Source organism: Pseudarthrobacter phenanthrenivorans Sphe3, from assembly GCF_000189535.1.
GTDB classification, from domain to species: Bacteria; Actinomycetota; Actinomycetes; order Actinomycetales; family Micrococcaceae; genus Arthrobacter; species Arthrobacter phenanthrenivorans.
Genome location: NC_015146.1, coordinates 58,004 through 76,398, shown reverse-complemented (window position 1 = coordinate 76,398; position 18,395 = coordinate 58,004). Strand labels below are relative to the sequence as shown.

Genomic DNA, 18,395 nt, shown 5'->3' with positions numbered 1-18,395 from the left:
TCACGCCAACCGCGCCCCTGGTCCCAGCGTCTTCTCAGCCTCAACCTTCACCAGCTCCCACAGATGGTCTTCCAATTCACGGAACCTGGGCAGCGTGTGTGTTCCTTCTGGTCGTGGCCGCGGAAGATCGATGGTTACCACTTCCTTGACGACGGAGGGCCTTGCTGACATGACCCAGACCTCATCGGAGAGGTAAACGGCTTCCTGGATATCGTGGGTAATGAACAGCACGCGATTGCGTGTTTTCTCCCAGATGCGCAGCAATTCCCGACCGATGAATTGCCTGGTCTGCTGGTCCAGAGCGCCGAAGGGCTCATCCATAAGAAGGACGCGCGGCTCCATTGCCAAAGCCCGGGCAATAGCAACACGCTGCTTCATTCCACCGGAAAGCTGGCCCGGCCGGTGGTCCTCAAAACCGCTGAGCCCAACAAGTTCAATCATTCGGCGTGCACTCTCGTAGCGCTCAGCTTTCGGAACGCCTTTGACCTCAAGGCCGAAAGCGACATTGTCCAGTACCGTGCGCCAGTGCAGGGTGGAGTCCTCTTGAAATACCATCGCAGTGTCCCGCCGGGGACCTGTCACAGTCTCACCGTTGATGCTGACCGTGCCCTTGGTGGGCTTGAGCAGGCCTCCGACCATGTCAAGCAACGTACTTTTCCCGCAGCCACTGGGACCGATGACGGAAACAAACTTCCCCTCCGGTATAACTCCCGAAACATTAGCGACTGCTTGGGTAACTCCCGTCTTGGTACCGAAAGTCATCCCAATATTGTCGAAAACGACATCACTGTCATGCCCCACTGTATCGATCGGAAATATTTGGCTCATGAAAGGAAGTTCCTCATAACGATGGCATCCATGTCAGGTTCTTTCGTGATTTGACCTTGTTCTTTACCGGCGGCGACCACAGCGGCCAACTGGGCATCAGTAAAGTCCAGGCTGTAAAAATTCTGCGAGTTCTTAAGCGCCTCGAGTGCAACCTCGGGCTTGTAACCGATAGCCTTTCCGTAGACCTCGGCGGCCTTTTCCAGGTCGTTCGTGATCAGGTCCATCGCCTTCTTGAGAGCCCGGCCCCAACCCTTCAGCGCATCAGTATTTTCATCGATGAACGATCCTGTAGCCACGAGACAAGTGTCCGACCAATCCGTTACATAGTCGCGGGAACGCCAGATCACCTTTGCTCCGCTTTCCGACGCGATTTTCTCAGAGAGCGGCGACGCCGTCCACGCCACGTCAACGACATTCTGGGAGACGGCAGTCCAGGAATCGCTCGCTGAGCCGACGCTAATTAGTTCCACGTCCTTACCGGGAATTATGCCTGCCGCCCGCAGCGTGCGGTCTGCAAAATACGAGGAGTTCGATCCCGGCGTACTCACTGCTATTTTCTTGCCCCTCACGTCCTCAATGGAAGTGATTGGAGAGCCCGGCAACGCAATGAAGTCGACAGAAGCCGCCGTATAGACGTTACCGAAGATTCTTACGTCCATACCCTTCTCGGCCGCGATGAAGACCGGAATAGTGGACGACGTACCGAAACCAATCCCCGACTCGATCCCTCGAACAGTGTCAAGCCCCCCGGGGAACTGAATATGCTCGAGGGTCAGCCCTTCCTCCTCGTAATAACCCTCAGACTGAGCTATGAAGAAGGGGGCGGAGTGGATAAGACTGGCTAGACCGGTAATTGCTACGTCGCCCGAATATCCCGCCTTACCCCCACCGCTGCCGCCCCCGTCCTGGCTGCAGGCCGTCAACCCTCCGAGAAATAAAGTCCCACCAGCAGCGGCCGTAATCTTGATGAATCCGCGACGGCCTATTTGTTCAAAACTCATTCGGTTCTCCCTCGTCCTTGTGTCAGATCCGTGGTCTCAGTGAAACACATCACTTTCCCGCTGTCCAGATGGATGTTCTGCTTAGCAGAGTCCTTCGCTGGCGCCCCTCCTTTGCAGTAGTCCCGCCACCCTCGCCCTACTGGCCCACATCAAAACATTCAGGTGGAACTCCGCCCCATAAGCCGTCGGCGGGGCCACGGCGCTCGAGAGCACTCGGTGGCTAGGTCAAGGAGCAATAACTCGGGCAGTCCCCAGTCTTCAAGCAGTGGGATAAATCGCCGACTTGACCGAGAAGGAACCTAGGACGAGATCGGCAAGCGGCCGGGTCACCCTTGTATTGAGCACATTCGATACCAGGCACCGCAGGCAGTCCCTTGCTTCCATATCGCGCAGATCCACAACTTGCCTCTAACCACAGTTCACCGCATCGGTCAGGAGCTGGAGGAGCACTCAGCCCTGGTCCGGTGCTGGGGACCGTGGCTACGAAATGGGCAGCCAAATCTGGCGGCTGGGGATCCTGGCCTACGCGCATACTGAGCTTCGTGAAGTAGCGCTTCCCTACATGGAAGACATTTACGAGCAGCACAACGGCGCTGTGCAAATGCGGTACACCACTAGGATGGTTTGTCCACAGCGACGCTGGGGTCAAAGACCTACATGTGCGCGGCCTCTAAGCCTCGATCCACCGGTCGGGTTGAGGTCGTAGCGGCGGTTTAACGGAGAATGCCTGTCGAATCGGAAAAAATGGGGTTTGTCTAGAACTCCGTTTAACCAATCCGAGAGGCATCTCGTAAGTGCAACTTTTCCATAGATCCACGCGCGTGTCAGCTGCGTTCGATGATTCCAACCTCGTGTCGGCCGCAGGTCTGGTCCCGGCGATGGCGCTGGCGGTGAAAACCTGCCTTGGCGAACTCGCTGATCAGTGGCTGACGCTGCCGGGATACTTCGGCGCGAATGCAGGGTTGAAGGTCACTGCGCTGGTCGCGGGTATGGTCGCCGGGGCCGATTCCATCGATGACATGGCCTTGCTGCGGCACGGCGGGATGAAGAAACTCTTCGCCGGTGCATATGCCCCCTCGACTTTGGGATCGTTCCTGCGGGCGTTCACCTTCGGCCATGTCCGCCAGCTCGACGCCCTCGCCGCCCGGTGGCTGGTGAACGTCGCCACCGTGGCCCCGATCGCCTCCGGTATCGATGATTACGCTTTGGTCGATATCGACGACACCATCAAAGAAGTCCACGGCTACCGGAAACAGGGTTCCGGATACGGTTACTCCGGGGTCCGGGGATTGAACGCGCTGATCGGGATCCTCTCGACCGCGACCACGGCGCCGGTCATCATCGGCGCGAGGCTGCGCAAGGGAAGCGCCGGCTCCCCGCGCGGGGCCGGGAAGTTCACCGGGGACATCCTTGCCACCGTGAAACGGCTGCGCGGCAAGAATGCCACCGGGCCGGTCCTGCTGCGTGCCGACAGTGCGTTCTACGGCCACTCCGTCGTCGCCGCTGCCCACCGTGCAGGCGCGAAAGTGTCCATTACCGCCAGGATGGACCCGGCCGTCAAACGAGCCATCGCCACCATCAACGAGAAGGACTGGACCACAATCCAATACACCGACGCGGTCCGCGATGAAACCACCGGAGCCTGGATTTCCTCCGCGGAAGTCGCCGAAACCGCCTTCACCGCCTTCGTGGGCCGAAAGAAAGCCGACCGCGTCCACGGACGCCTGGTCGTGCGCAGGATCCCGGAACTGAACGCCAAAGCAGGCGAAGGGCAACAGACCCTGTTCGACACCCACCGCTTCCACGCCTTCTTCACCCCCAGCGACCTGGACACCGTCACCGCAGATAAAACCCACCGCCAACACGCCATCATTGAGCAGGTCAACGCGGACCTCAAAGACAGTGCCCTGGCACACCTGCCCTCGGGAAAGTTCACCGCCAAACCCGCCTGGCTGGTCCTGGCGACCATCGCCTTCAACCTCTCGCGCGCCATCGGCACCCTCGCCGGCCCAGACCTGGGCAAAGCACGCAGCGGCACCATCCGCCGGAAACTCATCACTGAGGTGTGTCAAGGATGTGAGACAGTCGCGTAGTTTCTTTTCGGTCAGGCAGCAGCGGGAAGCTGTTGGTTTCTGGTTGTGAAGTTGGCCATAGCCGTCGCCGGCCGCAGGCCTTCGTTGTTGGTGTGAGGCCGCCAGCGGTTGTAGAACACTTCGATGTAGCGCATAGTGGCCAGTCTGGCGTCCTGGCGGGTGGTGATGGTAAAACTCGTTTTTCAGCGATGAGAACAGCGATTCCGCCACGGCATTATCCCAGCACACCCCGGTGGCGCCCATGGATTGGCGGATGTTATTCCCGGCGCACCAGGCGCCCATTTCGCGTGACGTGTACTGCGTTCCATGATCACTGTGGAAAATCGCGTTGGGACTCAAATGGCCGCGGTCTCTGGCCATCGTCAGGGCCCCGGTGACCAGCGAAGCGCGCATGTGTTCAGCCATAGCCCAGCCGACGACCATGCGGGTGCACAGGTCGATGACGGTGGCCAGGTAGAGCCATCCCTCGTCAGTGCGCAGGTAGGTGATGTCTCCGACCAGGCGCGTTCCGGGTGCTTCTGCTGTGAAGTCCCGGCCGATGAGGTCCGCGAAGACCTTGTCCGGATCTGAGGGGATGGTGGTGCGCTTGAAGGCGCGCATCCGCTTGGCGACCCACCCGTTCTCGGCCATAATCCCGGCCACGGTACCCACTGAAACCTCGATGCCGGCGGCGGCCAATTTGGTGTGGACCATGCGGTGGCCGAAGATCCCGTCGGAGGAATCGAAGACGGTCTTCACCTGATCGGTCAGCTCCCGGCGACGGAGCGCGGTCGGGGTTTCTGCGGCGTCCAGCCACCGGTAATACGTGGCCCGTGGGAGACCAAGCTGACGGCACATCCAGGCCACCGGGAAGTCGGCGTTCTTCTCCTGAACAACTCGGTACAAGTCCTCTACCGTTGTTCTTTGGCGAAGAACGCCGAAACTTTTTTCAGGAAATCGTTCTCCCTCTCCAGCTCGCGCAGCCGTGCCTCCAAAGCCTTGTATTTCGCAGGATCCACCGGATCATCCGGTTTGCCGCCGCCCTCCGTTTGCCCTTCACGGGACAGTCGCACCCAGCGTTTCAACGCGGTAACGGAAATGCCGAGCTCCGGAGCGACAGAGGCGGGTGAACGCCCAGATGAAACCACGAGCTCAACGGCATCAGCCTTGAACTCATCGGAATAGGTAAGTCGAGCAGACATGAGCACAATCCTTTCAAACTGTGTCTCACATCAGTAGTACACCTCAGTTCGGTGGGGAAATGTCCACGGGCATTCACGGCCCGGCGGATGCGCGCGTTGATGCTCTCGATCGCGTTGGTCGTGCAGATCACGGTGCGGATCTCGTTGTCGAAGAGCCTGTCGCAGAATGGCGTGTCCCAGCCCGGATGGTGACGGGGGCCTGTTGGTCGGGGTCGGCAGGTCGGCTCGCCTGGTCCCCGCGGCCAGCGCCTCAGGCGGTTGCCGTGTGGATCTTCCGGATGTTGTAGGCGGCGGCCGCGAGGTTCAGCTCGCTGCGGGCTGCATCAAGGCCTCTCCGGGAGAATCTGCTCAGGATCGTCTTGAGGGTTCCGATGCTGGGTTCGACGGTTGCGCCGCGGCGCTTGTAAGCGGCTGATCCTTCGGGTGTTCGGAGGCGGTGGGCCATCGCTTCCCGTGCGTTCGCCCCGGCCGGCGGCGGGCCGGATGCCGGGGATCGGACTGCCTTGGCATGCTGTTCGCGACCCTTGCCCAAGGCGATGATCCGGTCGGCGCCGGGCGCCTCCAGGTTCTTGTTGCTGCAGTAGCCGGCATCGGCCAGCACGACCCCGATCTGATGCTCAGGCGAGCCGGTCCGCGCGTGCAGGCCCGAGGCGGCATTGGTGGCCGCGCTCATCATGGGAACGAACGAGGGCATATCGTTGGGCTGCTGGTTCACATCGACGGCGGCGATGAGATGGTCACCGGTGACGGCGACCTGCGCGTTGTACCCCTGGACGAATCCCCGGCGTGTGGGCATCACCCGCGAGTCCGGGTCGGTGGTGTTCGCGACGGCCTTGGACAGGCTCCTTGTCGGGGCTTGCCCGTCGCGCGCCGCGGCGGCTTCGGCGGCAGCGACGACACGGCGGGCCCGGATGATCCGGGAGTGCTCCTCGGTAGGGACGGACGGGGCGCCCATCGGCTTCTTCCCCGCGGCGATCAACGCGGCCCTGCGATCGAGCTTGGCCTGGTGGTCACGCAGTTCCCGTTCCAGATGCGCCCTCGCCTCGGCCAGCCGTAGCGGACCGTCAGGGATCCGGCCTCGCACCGGCCGCCCGGCCCGGGATGTCTCCAGCCGGGCCTGAGCCCCGGTCTGGCGGGCGTCGCGATCGGCGTCCAGTCGACCCTGCTGCTGGGCAAGTTCCGCCGCTGCGCGACGGATCCGCTCGGCCCGCGCCGACCTCATGGCCAGCGCCCCACGGACACGGTCACCGCCCTCGTCAGCCCCGCGGGCGGCCAGCGCATCCTCGGCTGCGTCCACGCGCTGGGCCTCTTCGACGACCCCGGCGGCGATCTCTGCCGCGTGCTGCTCGAACCAGTCCCGACCGCGGTTCGCGTCGATGGACGCGTTCGCGGGGATCTTCGTCCCGTCGATCGCGATCGTGCCGAACCGGGCAAGCCCCGCCCGTGCGGCGATCAGCAGCACCTGCGCGAACAACCCGGCGAACGCTTCCTCGGACACGGCACGGAACCTCGCGATCGTCGCATGGTCGGGCACATCGCCGGCGCACGCCACCTTGAACGCGATGTCCGTATGGCAGAGCCGCTCGACCTGACGCGAGGACCGCACGCCACGGCAGTACGCGTAGACAAGCAGCCCCAGGAGCATCCGCGGATCGTATCCCGCTGCGCCGACCCCGCCCCGCCGCCGCGACGCCTCGAAAGCCGACATATCGAGCGTCTCGACGATCTCGATGACAAGCCAAACGAGGTGATCTTCCGGCAGCCAGTCCCGCATGTCCGGCGGAAGCAGAAACACCTGATCACGCCGCACAGGACGATAACTCCGAGCCATACCCGATTCTCCCAAGCCCCCGCCACCATCCGGGCTGGGACACGCCATTCTGCGACAGGCTCCGAATTGCAGGAACGGAACGAACTCCGCCCACGCGTTGGTCCAGAGGCTGATGATCGCCGGGTACCGCTTCTCCCACTTGCCGGAGAACTCCGCAAACCGATCCAGCGCGGCCGCCTCGGACGGGGCGGTGTAGACCGGTTTGAGGTCCTTGGCGATCTGCGACCAGTCCTTCTTCGAGGCATAGCGGAAGCTGTTGCGCAGCAGGTGAACGATGCATGTTTGCACCACAGTCTGCGGCCATACGCTCGCGATTGCGTCCGGCAGGCCTTTCAGCCCGTCACAGACCACGATGCAGCAGTCAGCGACCCCACGGTTCTTGATCTCGGTCAGTACCCGCAGCCAGTACTTCGCGCCCTCGCCGTCGCCGTGCTCACCGGCCCACAGCCCGAGGATGTCCCGGGTGCCGTCAACCGTGACGGCCAGGGCGACATAGATGGGGCGGTTCGCGACCTGGCCGTCGCGGATCTTCACGTTCACACAGTCGATGAAGATCACCGGATACACCGGGTCCAGCGGGCGGTTCTGCCACTCGCCCATCCCCTCCAGCACCCGGTCGGTGATCGTGGAGATGGTCTGTTTGGACACCTCGGCTCCATAAACCTCGGCCAGGTGCGCCGCGATCTCGCCGTGGGTCAGGCCTTTGGCCGAGAGGGATATCACCAGGTCGTCCACACCGGTCAGCCGGCGCTGCCGCTTGGCCACGATCCGCGGCTCGAACGACGCGTCGCGGTCCCTGGGCACCGAGATCTCCACCGGCCCGGCCTCGGTCAGCAGCGTCTTCGGCCGCCGGCCGTTGCGGGAGTTACCGCCGTTCCGGCCAGCGGGATCGTGCTTGTCGTATCCCAGATGATCGTCCAGTTCGCCGTCCAACGCCGACTCCATGACCAGCTTGGTCAGCTTCTGCAGCAGTCCGCCCTCCCCGGCCAGCTGCAGTCCCTCGGTCCGGGCACGCTCTGTCAACTGCCGAACCAATTCCTCATCCACTGCATCGGTCGCAGAGGTCGTCACATCAGTCACGGGGCTCTCCTTCTTCCTCAGGAGTTACACCGGTAAATTTACAGTCCCAACACCGCCGCCAGCAGCGAATTGGGGGTTGACGAGATATAGAAGCTTCATAGAAGGGTCGATGGTTAGAATCCGCCTGGTTTGATTTGAGCCCACCTGCCGACTCGCCGGGTGGCTTGTGACGGTTTAATTTGGACCCATCCCAGCGTTGTTCTCATCTGGTTTCCAAGGGTGGAGGGCATGGGATGGGGTCAAAAGTGGAGCTGTTCGCCAGAATTCGCCGGGACGCACGGGTGGAGGGGCCGTCTATTCGTGCGCTGGCCCGCCGTCATGGAGTTGGGCGACTGATTGTGCGGTTGGCGTTGGATGCGGCGGAGCCGCCGCCAAGCCGTAGATCCGGCTGGTTGCCCATGCCAGGGCAACCACGGTTTCCGGGGTGTCTTCGGGGGCTGAGGCGAAGCCGCCGATGAAGCCGCCGAGGTCTTCGGTGAGGTTAACAACACTGATGAAGACGGGTTTGGCAGCCCAGCCTGTGAAGTCCTTGATGCAGCTGGAGCCGACCTGCACCGTCTCGCCGTTTTCGACCTTGCGCACCAGGTACGTGTACTTGCGGTTGTTGCGGATGGACTAGCAGTGCTGGTACCGGCCAGCTTCCAAGGCGGAGCGGTCCACCACTGACTCTTCGACACCGGGCGCTGAGCGGATGACGAAGTCCGCCCCGTCTGCCGTCTCTACGGTGTCTACGGCTGCCAGGAACGTCCAGCCGTTGTAGCAGGGGGCCTCTCCGGTGATTTCCGTGTCCACGACGAGGTGTGTCCGCTTGAGCCGGGCCTGGTCAGTCTCGGTGACTTCACGCGTGCTGCCAGTGACCTCGATGCGGCCGGTAAAGCCGCGCTTGGTGGCACGGGCGTTGATTGACGTAGCGCGCTCTACGGTTGCGGCGTACTGACCGCCTTGCGCGAAGCAGGATTTGAAGTGAACACCGATCTCAGTACCGACATTCGGACCACGGCCGAAGTTGAAGCCAACAAAGCTGCCCGCCAGGAGGATCGGGTGGAGGCGCGGAACGCCAAGGCTGCCGGCCGCTCCGCGAAGGAGGATGCAGTCTGGGAGCGGCAGCGCCGTGACATCGCACGCCTGCCCGAAGGCGGCGAGCCGATCACGATCGGGCACCACTCCGAAGGCCGCCACCGTGCTGCTATCGCCCGCGCTGACCGCAGTATGCGCGCAGCTTCCGCGTACGAAGAGGCCAAGGACGCTGCAGAGCGTGCCGAAGCTGCCGCCCACACAACGGCATGGCGGGATGGGCGCCTGACGTACACGCTGCGGATCAATGAACCGGTTCGGTGGATTGACCTGACAGCAGCCGAATCAGTCGCGGTCCTGAACCGGCACCTCGGTCAGCACCTTGATGAAGCCTTCGGCGTCAGCACCTTGATGAAGCCTTCGGCGTCAGCACCATAACCTTGGGAACCCTCACTGATGAGGACCGCGAGGCAATCACCGCGATTGCCGAATGGCTGCGTGAACAGAGGTGTTAGATGATGGCGAGTATGCCGCCGGCATTCGGGCACATGCAGATTTCGCATTCGACTTCCGGGGCCAGCCCTGGCTGGACGGCCTCTCACAGATTGACGCCATCGTGGACGCCACAACAGGGGTTGGGCCCGAGCCCTACTCATGGTCTCCGTGGCTACCCAACACGACCCGGAGCGGGTTCAAGCTGCGGGCGTGGAGGCCGCGTCTCAGATGACTGCTCCGTCATCCGAACTCTTGAGCCGGCTCGTCCGCCTCGCGGATGGAGGATTCGTTCGCCAGCGCATCGCGGGTCGCTACCCGATTCAGGAGGTCCACGCGGCCATCAAGGCGGAAGGTAAGAACGGGGTCCTCTTATAGGCCGCTTCCGGCTCTGGAACTTGATCCAGAAGACCCTTGCGCACGGCAACGGCAGCCTCTATAGTAATTCTAAGATTTTAGCATTTCAAAGGAGAAATATTAGATGCGTGGCACTAAAGTCCGGGTGGCGGATTTCGCCCCCTCCCTGACGGCCTTTGCAGGACCACCGGCCGCTCTGGGCCTTGCCAGAAGTCACGGAGAATTACGTTGACGAACTTCGACCAATGGCTCGACAAGCTGCAAGAGATGAAGCACTCCGATCCGGAAGCTTCGATGCCCGCGTCCCTGGTCACCCGTGCTGACAGCGCGGTCTGGCTCACGGCAGACGTGACCGGCAATCCCACCGAAATTGGGGTTCTGGCTGATGTTCCAGCCAAGGCGATGGAATTCTATCTCCAATCCATTCCGCCGGGCGAAGCATCGGACCTTCAACGGCACCTGCACGAGTCGGTGCACTGCGTGACGGTAGGAACCGGATATTCCGAAATCGGACCTGAAACGCTGACCTGGGGTCCGGGCGATTTCATTTACACCCCTCCCATGGTCTGGCACCGGCACTACAACGACTCCGTGGACGAAGTGCGCATGATCCTGGTGGAGAATTCCCGCCTGCTTGACTCCCTGGGGATTAACCGGCGTGAAAGCGCCGGAAATATTTCATATAAGCAATTCACCAAAAACGACGAAAGGAATGCCCCACATGGGAATCAGTAGAGTTGCCTATGCCGAGTTGGGCGTCTCGGATATCGACGAGGCTGCGGCGATCCACACAGACGTTCTGGGGTTCAAGGAGTTGGGCCGTGAGGATGGCGCCGTGCGTTTCGGGTGCGGAATCGACGGAGTCAGCGACCTCATTCTCCGTGAAGGACGAAGCGGTGTTCATCGCTTTGGCGTCAAGGTGGACTCCAGTGATGACATCGCGTACTACGCCAAACGGCTGGCCGACGCGGGCATCCACACGGAGCAGCGCACCGACGTCGATCCCGGTGTCCGCGTTGCCCTGAGCTTCACTGCTCCGAGCGGACACATCATTGAACTGGTCGACACCGTGGTCGAACGCGGGTACCTCAACCCTAGTTCTGCGGGCGCCCACCAGCAAGGAATTCGGGCGAGGGACTTCGACCACATCACGTTGCACGCGCAGGATGCGGGCGGACTCACGGACTTCATCGTCAACGTGCTCGAGGGCAGGGTCTCGGACATTTTCCAGCCTGCGCCCGGCGTTGTCGGCGCGGCCTGGACCCGGTTCAGCCAGTTCCACCACGATATCGCCGTTTTTAGCACCCAGAACCCGAACGCAACGCTCAACCACTATGCCCTCGCGATGGATTCGTTCGAACACCTGGGCGAAGCTGCAGATGTGCTGTCCAGGGCGGGCATTCAGGTCGAAGTTGGCCCGGGCCGTCACGGTGTCGGCGGAAACCAGTATTGCTACTTCTGGATCAACGGAAACCGGTATGAGCTCTCGGCCAACATGCCGAGGGTTGACATCTCCGAACCCGGTATCTGGACCAACTTCGACGAGGCTTTCAGCCCGTGGGGCCACAAGCCCCCGGCTTCCATGGCTGAAGGTTCCTAAGGAGATTCAGGTCTGACCTCAGGCGGCCGGCCACCCTCATCCCCGATCGGAGGCCGGCGCGTGACTCGGAATCAGACTCGAGCTCGAACGTAAGGACAGTCGAATTGAACAATGCGGAGCATTAAATGGAGACGATAGTTATTGTCGGGGCCTCACTGGCAGGTACGCGCGCTGCGCAGACACTGCGCGCGGAAGGGTACGACGGACGAATAATCCTGGTGGGCGAAGAATCCGAAATGCCCTATGACCGGCCTCCGCTGTCCAAACAGTTTCTCCTGGGCGACTGGGCGCGAGAAGACATCGCGTTATTGACGCCGAAAGAGGTCGAGTCGCTCAAGCTTGAGTTTCGCCTCGGCGTCCGCGCAACAGGCCTGGATCGTGAGCACAAACGATTGCTTCTCGGCGTAGACGGCGATCTTTCCTATGACGGACTGATTATTACAACCGGCGCACGGCCGCGGAGTCTGCCGGGCCTGGACCCTCATCAAGAGGGAGTGCATGTCATCAGGACGATGGGGGATGCACAGCGGCTGGCTGAAGACCTCCGTAACGGACAGACTCTGGGCATCATCGGGGGAGGTTTCTTGGGCTCGGAAGTAGCCTCTGCCGCCCGCCGGATGGGTGTGGCGGTGACTATGCTCGAACGGGACCCTGAGCCTATGGCTGCCATTCTGGGTACCCGCGTTGGTCGGGTGCTGGCCGATATTCAACGACAGCACGGAGTGGATGTGCGCACAGAATCCATGGTGCGCAAGGTGGTGGTTGGTTCCGTTAACGGCGTCCCGTCCGTTCAGGTGATCAACGACGATGAAACCCGCCTTGAGTTCGATAATGTGCTCCTTTCCATTGGGGCCGCGCCCAACACGGAGTGGCTGGCTGACTCGGACGTACTGATCGACAACGGGGTCGTCTGCGATGACAAATTGTTTGTCAGTGACTCAATTGTTACTGCGGGCGACGTTGCCCGGATAAACCATCCCCTGCAGGGTTTTCAGCGGCGAATCGAGCACTGGACCAACGCGGTTCAGCTGGGAGAGGTTGCGGCAGCGAATCTGCTTGCCGGGCGGCGAAAAGCCCGGTCATTCCGTTCCGTCCCCTACGTATGGTCCGATCAGTTTGGTTCGAGGATTGAAATTATCGGTTCCCCGCGCGGAGACGACCGTGTTGAGCTGCTTGGCTCAGAAGCAAAGGACAACAAGCGCCTGTTCGTGTACTTCCGCGACGGAGCGCCCAGCGCCCTCGTTGGCATCAATGCCCGGTCATGGATGCTCGGAGTCCGACGCCGTATCACCGACGTGGCCGAGTTGAATCTTGCATTTGTCGAAAACCTTGAGAAGGAAATTTCAGATAACCAGGCCGCTGCATGAGGGCGTCGGCTAGGCAGGAGAAAAAGTGAAAATCACCTCAAATCCAAAAAAATGCATGGCGTATGGAAACTGTGCGGCCGTCGCGCCGAATGTCTACGACCTTGATGGTGCCGTCGTCAAGGTTCTGCTTCCGGAACCGCCTGCAGAGCTGCAAGCCGACGCGCGTGCGGGAGCACGGGAGTGCCCCTCCAGGGCGCTGACCATTGAAGAGGACTGAGCAGTCCTCTTAGTTCCAATGCCGTTTACTTAGGTGTCTTTGGTATTCGTTTGAGTGGCCAATTGGACATCTTGCGTTTGATGACACGGGGGTTGGAGCGCTGTCGGCGTGGGGGCAGGAGTTCATGAAGGATTTCCCGGCAGAAGATGGTGAATGTCTCGGCCAGGCGCTGAGGGGGAAAAAGCCGGGCGCGCGGCGAGAGAGCGCCGTGCGGCCCGGAGGGTCCATGTGAAAGAGAACCGCAGGGGATCCTCGTCGAAATCGTCGGCGATACCGCCGATGAGGGATCGGATGGCGTAGTGCACGCACAAATGTCCGTAGATCTCCTGCAGGACCCCGTCGGGGGTTTTGGAACGCAGCACGATTCCGGGTCCGCGCTGGTGGGTTTTGAGTTCGTCGAAACAGGACTCTATTTCCCAACGCCTGGCGTAGGCCTCGGCGAGCTCCTGCGCCGGTGCCGCGTCCGGATCCAGAAGGGTGGTGATGAGGCGGAATTCGCTGACCTCTTCGCCGGTGGTGACCGTGTATTCGATCACCCGGACCGTGATGGGGTCCTTGTTGTTGCGCCGGTCCTTGGGGCCGGAGTAGACCGCAGAGAGGAAGGATCCGTCCTTCAGGTCTTCGAGTACGGGCAGCACATTATTGGCCCGCATTGAGGTGTGTCAAGGATGTGAGACAGTCGCGTAGTTTCTTTTCGGTCAGGCAGCAGCGGGAAGCTGTTGGTTTCTGGTTGTGAAGTTGGCCATAGCCGTCGCCGGCGGCAGGCCTTCGTTGTTGGTGTGAGGCCGCCAGCGGTTGTAGAACACTTCGATGTAGCGCATAGTGGCCAGTCTGGCGTCCTGGCGGGTGGTGATGGTAAAACTCGTTTTTCAGCGATGAGAACAGCGATTCCGCCACGGCATTATCCCAGCACACCCCGGTGGCGCCCATGGATTGGCGGATGTTATTCCCGGCGCACCAGGCGCCCATTTCGCGTGACGTGTACTGCGTTCCATGATCACTGTGGAAAATCGCGTTGGGACTCAAATGGCCGCGGTCTCTGGCCATCGTCAGGGCCCCGGTGACCAGCGAAGCGCGCATGTGTTCAGCCATAGCCCAGCCGACGACCATGCGGGTGCACAGGTCGATGACGGTGGCCAGGTAGAGCCATCCCTCGTCAGTGCGCAGGTAGGTGATGTCTCCGACCAGGCGCGTTCCGGGTGCTTCTGCTGTGAAGTCCCGGCCGATGAGGTCCGCGAAGACCTTGTCCGGATCTGAGGGGATGGTGGTGCGCTTGAAGGCGCGCATCCGCTTGGCGACCCACCCGTTCTCGGCCATAATCCCGGCCACGGTACCCACTGAAACCTCGATGCCGGCGGCGGCCAATTTGGTGTGGACCATGCGGTGGCCGAAGATCCCGTCGGAGGAATCGAAGACGGTCTTCACCTGATCGGTCAGCTCCCGGCGACGGAGCGCGGTCGGGGTTTCTGCGGCGTCCAGCCACCGGTAATACGTGGCCCGTGGGAGATCAAGCTGACGGCACATCCAGGCCACCGGGAAGTCGGCGTTCTTCTCCTGAACAACTCGGTACAAGTCCTCTACCGTTGTTCTTTGGCGAAGAACGCCGAAACTTTTTTCAGGAAATCGTTCTCCCTCTCCAGCTCGCGCAGCCGTGCCTCCAAAGCCTTGTATTTCGCAGGATCCACCGGATCATCCGGTTTGCCGCCGCCCTCCGTTTGCCCTTCACGGGACAGTCGCACCCAGCGTTTCAACGCGGTAACGGAAATGCCGAGCTCCGGAGCGACAGAGGCGGGTGAACGCCCAGATGAAACCACGAGCTCAACGGCATCAGCCTTGAACTCATCGGAATAGGTAAGTCGAGCAGACATGAGCACAATCCTTTCAAACTGTGTCTCACATCAGTAGTACACCTCAGACCGCGATGCCCATGTTCGCGGCGCGGACTTTTTCGACGTCGAGCAGTTTCCCACCGTTACCTTCCAGTCCACCGGATGCAGCAGCAATGGCGACACATACAACCTGGAGGGGAACCTGACAATCCGCGGCATCACTAGGCCCGTAACCCTGGTCACCGAATTCAACGGCGTGACTGTCGATCCGTTTGGTGCAACTCGGGCGGGGTTCTCTGCCACAACGGTGATCAGCCGCAAAGAGTTTGGCCTAACGTGGAACGCCGCTCTTGAAGCAGGGGGCGTCCTGGTCGGAGACAAAGTCACGATTAACATCGACGCCGCGTTTATAGCAACCAACGCCTAAGTTTGTGTGACGGCGCGATGAGGAGATTGCTCTCCAAGTAGAAAGAACCGCGGTAAGGCCAAATGCCGGAAACAGGCTGCATTAGCTACCAACGCCACCAGGACAATGTGCCGCCGTTGACGGCTGTGCGTGGTTCGAGCAGCCGGAGTCACGTCCCTGAGCCTTGCGCAACATATCTCCCGAAACGGCAAATCACAAGCTAAGGACCCTTTATGGACCTCGAATTTGGACATAACACTCTCGGACAGCGCGTGCTCTTCGCCCCGGCAAAGCCGCGGAGAAGCTAGAGGCGGAAGTCTCCCATCGAAGGGCACACAGCATCATGCTGATCGCTTCAAAGACCGAGATCGAGATTGCGCTAGGCGTTAGTTCTGCCATCGAGGTAGCCCTGACCTATGAGGATGTCGCCCCGCATGTACCAGTCGAAAAGGCGGAGAAGGCCCGGGCGGCTGCTGCCGAAGCAGGTATTGACTTGCTGGTGTGTGTTGGCGGCGGATCGACCACAGGGTTGGCCAAGGCCATCGCCCTGACCAGCGGCCTGCCTATCATCGCTGTTCCAACCACGTACGCCGGATCTGAAGCCACGAATGTTTGGGGCATGACGGAAGCGTCCCGTAAGAGGACCGGGGTTGACGACGTTGTACTCCCTGAAACCATCATCTATGACGCCGAACTAACCTACTCCCTGCCAGTCGGGCTTTCCATAGCATCCGGATTGAATGCTTTGGCCCACTGCATTGATTCCATGTGGGCTCCAGGCAGTGACCCCATCAACCAGGCCCTGGCCGCTGAGGGCATCCGGGCACTGTCAGAAGGCCTGCCGCGTATCAAGGCTGACCCGTGCGACCGGAAAGGACGGGAGCAGGCTCTCTACGGAGCGTATCTCTCGGCAGTCGCGTTCGCTTCCGCCGGCTCCGGTATGCACCATAAAATCTGCCACGTTCTTGGCGGCGCGTACAACCTTCCTCACGCCGAAACTCATGCCGCTGTCCTCCCTCACGTCCTCGCGTTCAACGCTCCGGCTGCACCGGAGGCCGCCGCCCGTATTGCTGCCGCGTTTGGTGCCGAGGCAGCCGTCGATGGCCTTAACGCGCTGCAGGAGGCAATTGATGCACCACGAGCTCTCAGAGACCATGGACTGGCAGAGGCAAACATACCCGAAGCAGTCCAGCTAATTCTGCCCGTGATCCCGCCAACGAACCCGCGAACCGTGACCCAGGATAATCTTCAGCAGTTGCTCCAAGCCGCTTGGGCCGGAACCGAGCCCGGCCACTAGTACAGGTTGACGTTCCTAAGGGCATACAGAAGGGGGGGCGGTACCCCGGTAGCCGCAACGACACGGCTCGGACGGCGAACGTTCGTTAGCCCCAACGTCAAGGAGTAAGGATCGTCCAGGTGCCCGAACGCTCCTCCATCGTTTTGCTCTGCAACTTCTTCGAAGCATGAACTTTCGTCCGCTTGGGGGCGATCTATAGGGTGGCCCGGTGACTCTTTCGCCACTCATGACTTCCCGAAGTCCGACGCAAGTTCGGCGTGCTCGTGCTGCAGTCAGCATGGTGTTCTTCACCAATGGCGCGATCTTCGCAAGCATGGTGCCCAGGTACCCAGACATCAAGATTGACCTCGACCTGGGCAACGCGGCCTTGGGAGTGGCCGTTGCAGCTTTCCCGCTGGGTGCGTTGATGGCAGGCCTAAGCGCAGGCGTGCTGCTCCAACGCTTCCGATCATCCGTGGTGGCAGTTGTGGCCACGCTTTTCGCCGCGACTGCCACCACGGTGGCCGGCATCGCACCATCGTGGGCTGTCCTCGCCGGCGGCCTTTTGGTTGCAGGAGCTATGGACTCCATCGCTGACGTTGCACAGAACTTTCACGGTCTTCGTGTCCAGCGGCTCTACGGGAGGTCGATCCTCAACTCGTTCCATGCCGTGTGGAGCATTGGTGCAGTCGCTGGAGGGGCAACTGGTGCCATCGCCGCTGGGTTGGGCGTATCCCGGACCCTGCACTTCGCCCTGATCGCCTTCATGTGTGTGCTGCTGGCCGTCGCGTCCTACAGGTTCCTGCTTCCCGGGCCCGATCCACTGCCTGCTGCTGGTGTCCTGGATTCGGGTGCCGGAATCGTGCAGAGCTCCGGCCGGAACCGCGGATGGCCACTCAATAAGTACGGGGCGCTCCTGCTTCTGGTGATCATTGGCTCGGCAGGAGCTTTGATAGAGGACGCAGGCAACTCCTGGTCCGCGATCTACCTCTCTGAAGCATTTGGAGGGTCGGCACTCGTAGCTGGAGCAGGTTTCATTGCACTGCAGGGAATGCAAGTGGTGGGGCGGTTGGTCAGTGACCGACTAGTAGACCGCTTCGGTCAACGTACCGTCGCCCGCGCCGCAGGTTTGGTGGTGCTGGTGGGAATGAGCCTGGCTCTGGGATTCCCTTCCTTCGTAGGCAGCGTGGTGGGGTTTGGCCTCGCTGGCCTGGCCGCAGCGCCTCTCATCCCTGCTGCAGTGCATGCGGCTGACGGGTTGCCTGGATTCCGGCCCGGTGAAGGCCTGACGATCGTCAGTTGGTTGCTACGGCTTGGTTTCCTCGTGTCCCCGCCCATTGTTGGCTGGGTAGCCGATGCAACGTCTCTCCGGTTCGGCTTGCTCCTGGTCCCCGTTTCGGGACTTCTGGTCATACTCTTCGCCCCTGTAATGAGCAGCAGCAATGCCAGGGCCGCTGGAGAACACGAGTAACTCCGCAAATCGATCCACACCCAGACGGCCATTTGGGAGCAACCCCCGGCGGAACTATAAGCACTACAGCGGTACCTAAGTCTTCGACCCGGAAGCTAGGCCCAGCCAAATCACCTTCGGGCCTTCCCAAGTTCCCGCACCCCAAACAAGCACTAATGAGAAGTTGAGTGACCACGCCGTCACCATCAAGTCGTGAGACTGATAAATCTCCGGTCAAATTGCGTATAACGACTGGGGTTTATCTCAACGTTGGGACCAGAGTTCGTGTCATACGCCGCGGGGAAACTGCCGTTGGCGCCATTGTCGACGCCGTGGCGGAGAACGCGTCGTGCTTTTGGGTATGGCTGGGCGG

General features: G+C 61.2%; 15 protein-coding genes and 7 pseudogenes. 9 read left to right on the top strand and 13 right to left on the bottom strand.

Going from position 1 to position 18,395, the window contains the following annotated elements:
- A complete protein-coding gene (locus tag ASPHE3_RS20115) occupies positions 1–828 on the bottom strand; it encodes an ABC transporter ATP-binding protein (protein WP_013603006.1) in 828 nt (275 codons plus the stop codon).
- The gene (locus ASPHE3_RS20110; protein WP_013603005.1) at positions 825–1,829 is read right to left on the bottom strand and encodes an ABC transporter substrate-binding protein; all 1,005 of its coding nucleotides are present in this window, start codon (positions 1,827–1,829) and stop codon (positions 825–827) included. Before ASPHE3_RS20110 ends, ASPHE3_RS20115 begins: the two co-directional genes overlap by 4 nt.
- 794 nt (positions 1,830–2,623) lie before the next feature.
- Between ASPHE3_RS20110 and ASPHE3_RS20105 the strand changes: the two are divergent.
- Positions 2,624–3,886, top strand: a pseudogene (locus ASPHE3_RS20105) (IS1380 family transposase); the annotation flags it as partial.
- Positions 3,887–3,933: 47 nt separating this feature from the next.
- Here the strand turns inward: ASPHE3_RS20105 and ASPHE3_RS22865 are convergent.
- From ASPHE3_RS22865 to ASPHE3_RS22380, 8 genes and pseudogenes are all read right to left on the bottom strand, one after another.
- Positions 3,934–4,056: a hypothetical protein gene (locus tag ASPHE3_RS22865; protein ID WP_302050776.1), complete on the bottom strand. Its 123-nt coding sequence runs from the start codon at positions 4,054–4,056 to the stop codon at positions 3,934–3,936.
- A gap of 82 nt (positions 4,057–4,138) precedes the next feature.
- Positions 4,139–4,807, bottom strand: a pseudogene (locus ASPHE3_RS22975) (IS3 family transposase); the annotation flags it as partial.
- 5 nt (positions 4,808–4,812) lie between these two features.
- Complete coding sequence (locus tag ASPHE3_RS20095) at positions 4,813–5,103, bottom strand: transposase (RefSeq protein ID WP_013599941.1); 291 nt, start codon at positions 5,101–5,103, stop codon at positions 4,813–4,815.
- A 38-nt stretch (positions 5,104–5,141) separates the two neighbouring features.
- Positions 5,142–5,273: pseudogene (locus ASPHE3_RS22180) on the bottom strand (transposase); the annotation flags it as partial.
- A gap of 80 nt (positions 5,274–5,353) precedes the next feature.
- A complete protein-coding gene (locus tag ASPHE3_RS22175; RefSeq protein ID WP_254363165.1) occupies positions 5,354–6,748 on the bottom strand; it encodes a transposase in 1,395 nt (464 codons plus the stop codon).
- Between the two features lie 249 nt (positions 6,749–6,997).
- A pseudogene (locus ASPHE3_RS22170) lies at positions 6,998–7,981 on the bottom strand (IS256 family transposase); the annotation flags it as partial.
- Between the two features lie 327 nt (positions 7,982–8,308).
- The gene (locus tag ASPHE3_RS22385; RefSeq protein WP_013603002.1) at positions 8,309–8,596 is read right to left on the bottom strand and encodes a hypothetical protein; all 288 of its coding nucleotides are present in this window, start codon (positions 8,594–8,596) and stop codon (positions 8,309–8,311) included.
- Positions 8,597–8,629: 33 nt separating this feature from the next.
- A complete protein-coding gene (locus tag ASPHE3_RS22380; RefSeq protein WP_013603001.1) occupies positions 8,630–8,806 on the bottom strand; it encodes a hypothetical protein in 177 nt (58 codons plus the stop codon).
- A 171-nt stretch (positions 8,807–8,977) separates the two neighbouring features.
- Between ASPHE3_RS22380 and ASPHE3_RS21745 the strand changes: the two genes are divergently transcribed.
- The 5 genes from ASPHE3_RS21745 (at position 8,978) to ASPHE3_RS20045 (ending at position 13,061) form a co-directional block, all read left to right on the top strand.
- Entirely contained in the window at positions 8,978–9,466 is a 489-nt protein-coding gene (locus ASPHE3_RS21745) for a DUF3560 domain-containing protein (RefSeq protein ID WP_013603000.1), read from the top strand.
- 639 nt (positions 9,467–10,105) lie between these two features.
- On the top strand, positions 10,106–10,612 hold the full coding sequence (locus tag ASPHE3_RS20065) for a cupin domain-containing protein (protein ID WP_013602999.1): 507 nt from the start codon (positions 10,106–10,108) through the stop codon (positions 10,610–10,612).
- The gene (locus ASPHE3_RS20060; RefSeq protein ID WP_013602998.1) at positions 10,599–11,477 is read left to right on the top strand and encodes a VOC family protein; all 879 of its coding nucleotides are present in this window, start codon (positions 10,599–10,601) and stop codon (positions 11,475–11,477) included. Before ASPHE3_RS20065 ends, ASPHE3_RS20060 begins: the two co-directional genes overlap by 14 nt.
- Before the next feature lie 125 nt (positions 11,478–11,602).
- Positions 11,603–12,844 (top strand): NAD(P)/FAD-dependent oxidoreductase, encoded by a 1,242-nt coding sequence (locus ASPHE3_RS21735; RefSeq protein ID WP_013602997.1) that lies wholly within the window; start codon positions 11,603–11,605, stop codon positions 12,842–12,844.
- Between the two features lie 25 nt (positions 12,845–12,869).
- A complete protein-coding gene (locus ASPHE3_RS20045) occupies positions 12,870–13,061 on the top strand; it encodes a ferredoxin (RefSeq protein WP_013602996.1) in 192 nt (63 codons plus the stop codon).
- Between the two features lie 122 nt (positions 13,062–13,183).
- Here ASPHE3_RS20045 and ASPHE3_RS20040 read toward each other — a convergent pair.
- The 3 genes and pseudogenes from ASPHE3_RS20040 to ASPHE3_RS20030 all read right to left on the bottom strand — a co-directional run.
- Positions 13,184–13,714, bottom strand: a pseudogene (locus ASPHE3_RS20040) (transposase); the annotation flags it as partial.
- Positions 13,701–14,633, bottom strand: a complete 933-nt coding sequence (locus ASPHE3_RS20035) for an IS3 family transposase (protein WP_013602994.1) — start codon at positions 14,631–14,633, stop codon at positions 13,701–13,703. The gene ASPHE3_RS20035 and the pseudogene ASPHE3_RS20040, both read right to left, overlap by 14 nt.
- Positions 14,634–14,638: 5 nt before the next feature.
- Entirely contained in the window at positions 14,639–14,929 is a 291-nt protein-coding gene (locus ASPHE3_RS20030; protein ID WP_013599941.1) for a transposase, read from the bottom strand.
- Positions 14,930–14,972: 43 nt separating this feature from the next.
- Here ASPHE3_RS20030 and ASPHE3_RS21730 point away from each other — a divergent pair.
- From ASPHE3_RS21730 to ASPHE3_RS20020, 3 genes and pseudogenes are all read left to right on the top strand, one after another.
- A pseudogene (locus ASPHE3_RS21730) lies at positions 14,973–15,317 on the top strand (YceI family protein); the annotation flags it as partial.
- A gap of 212 nt (positions 15,318–15,529) precedes the next feature.
- Positions 15,530–16,593, top strand: a pseudogene (locus tag ASPHE3_RS20025) (maleylacetate reductase).
- 277 nt (positions 16,594–16,870) lie between these two features.
- Positions 16,871–18,043 carry an MFS transporter gene (locus ASPHE3_RS20020; protein ID WP_254363161.1) on the top strand — a complete coding sequence of 391 codons (1,173 nt, stop codon included), beginning with the start codon at positions 16,871–16,873 and terminating at the stop codon, positions 18,041–18,043.
- Positions 18,044–18,395 lie beyond the last annotated feature (352 nt).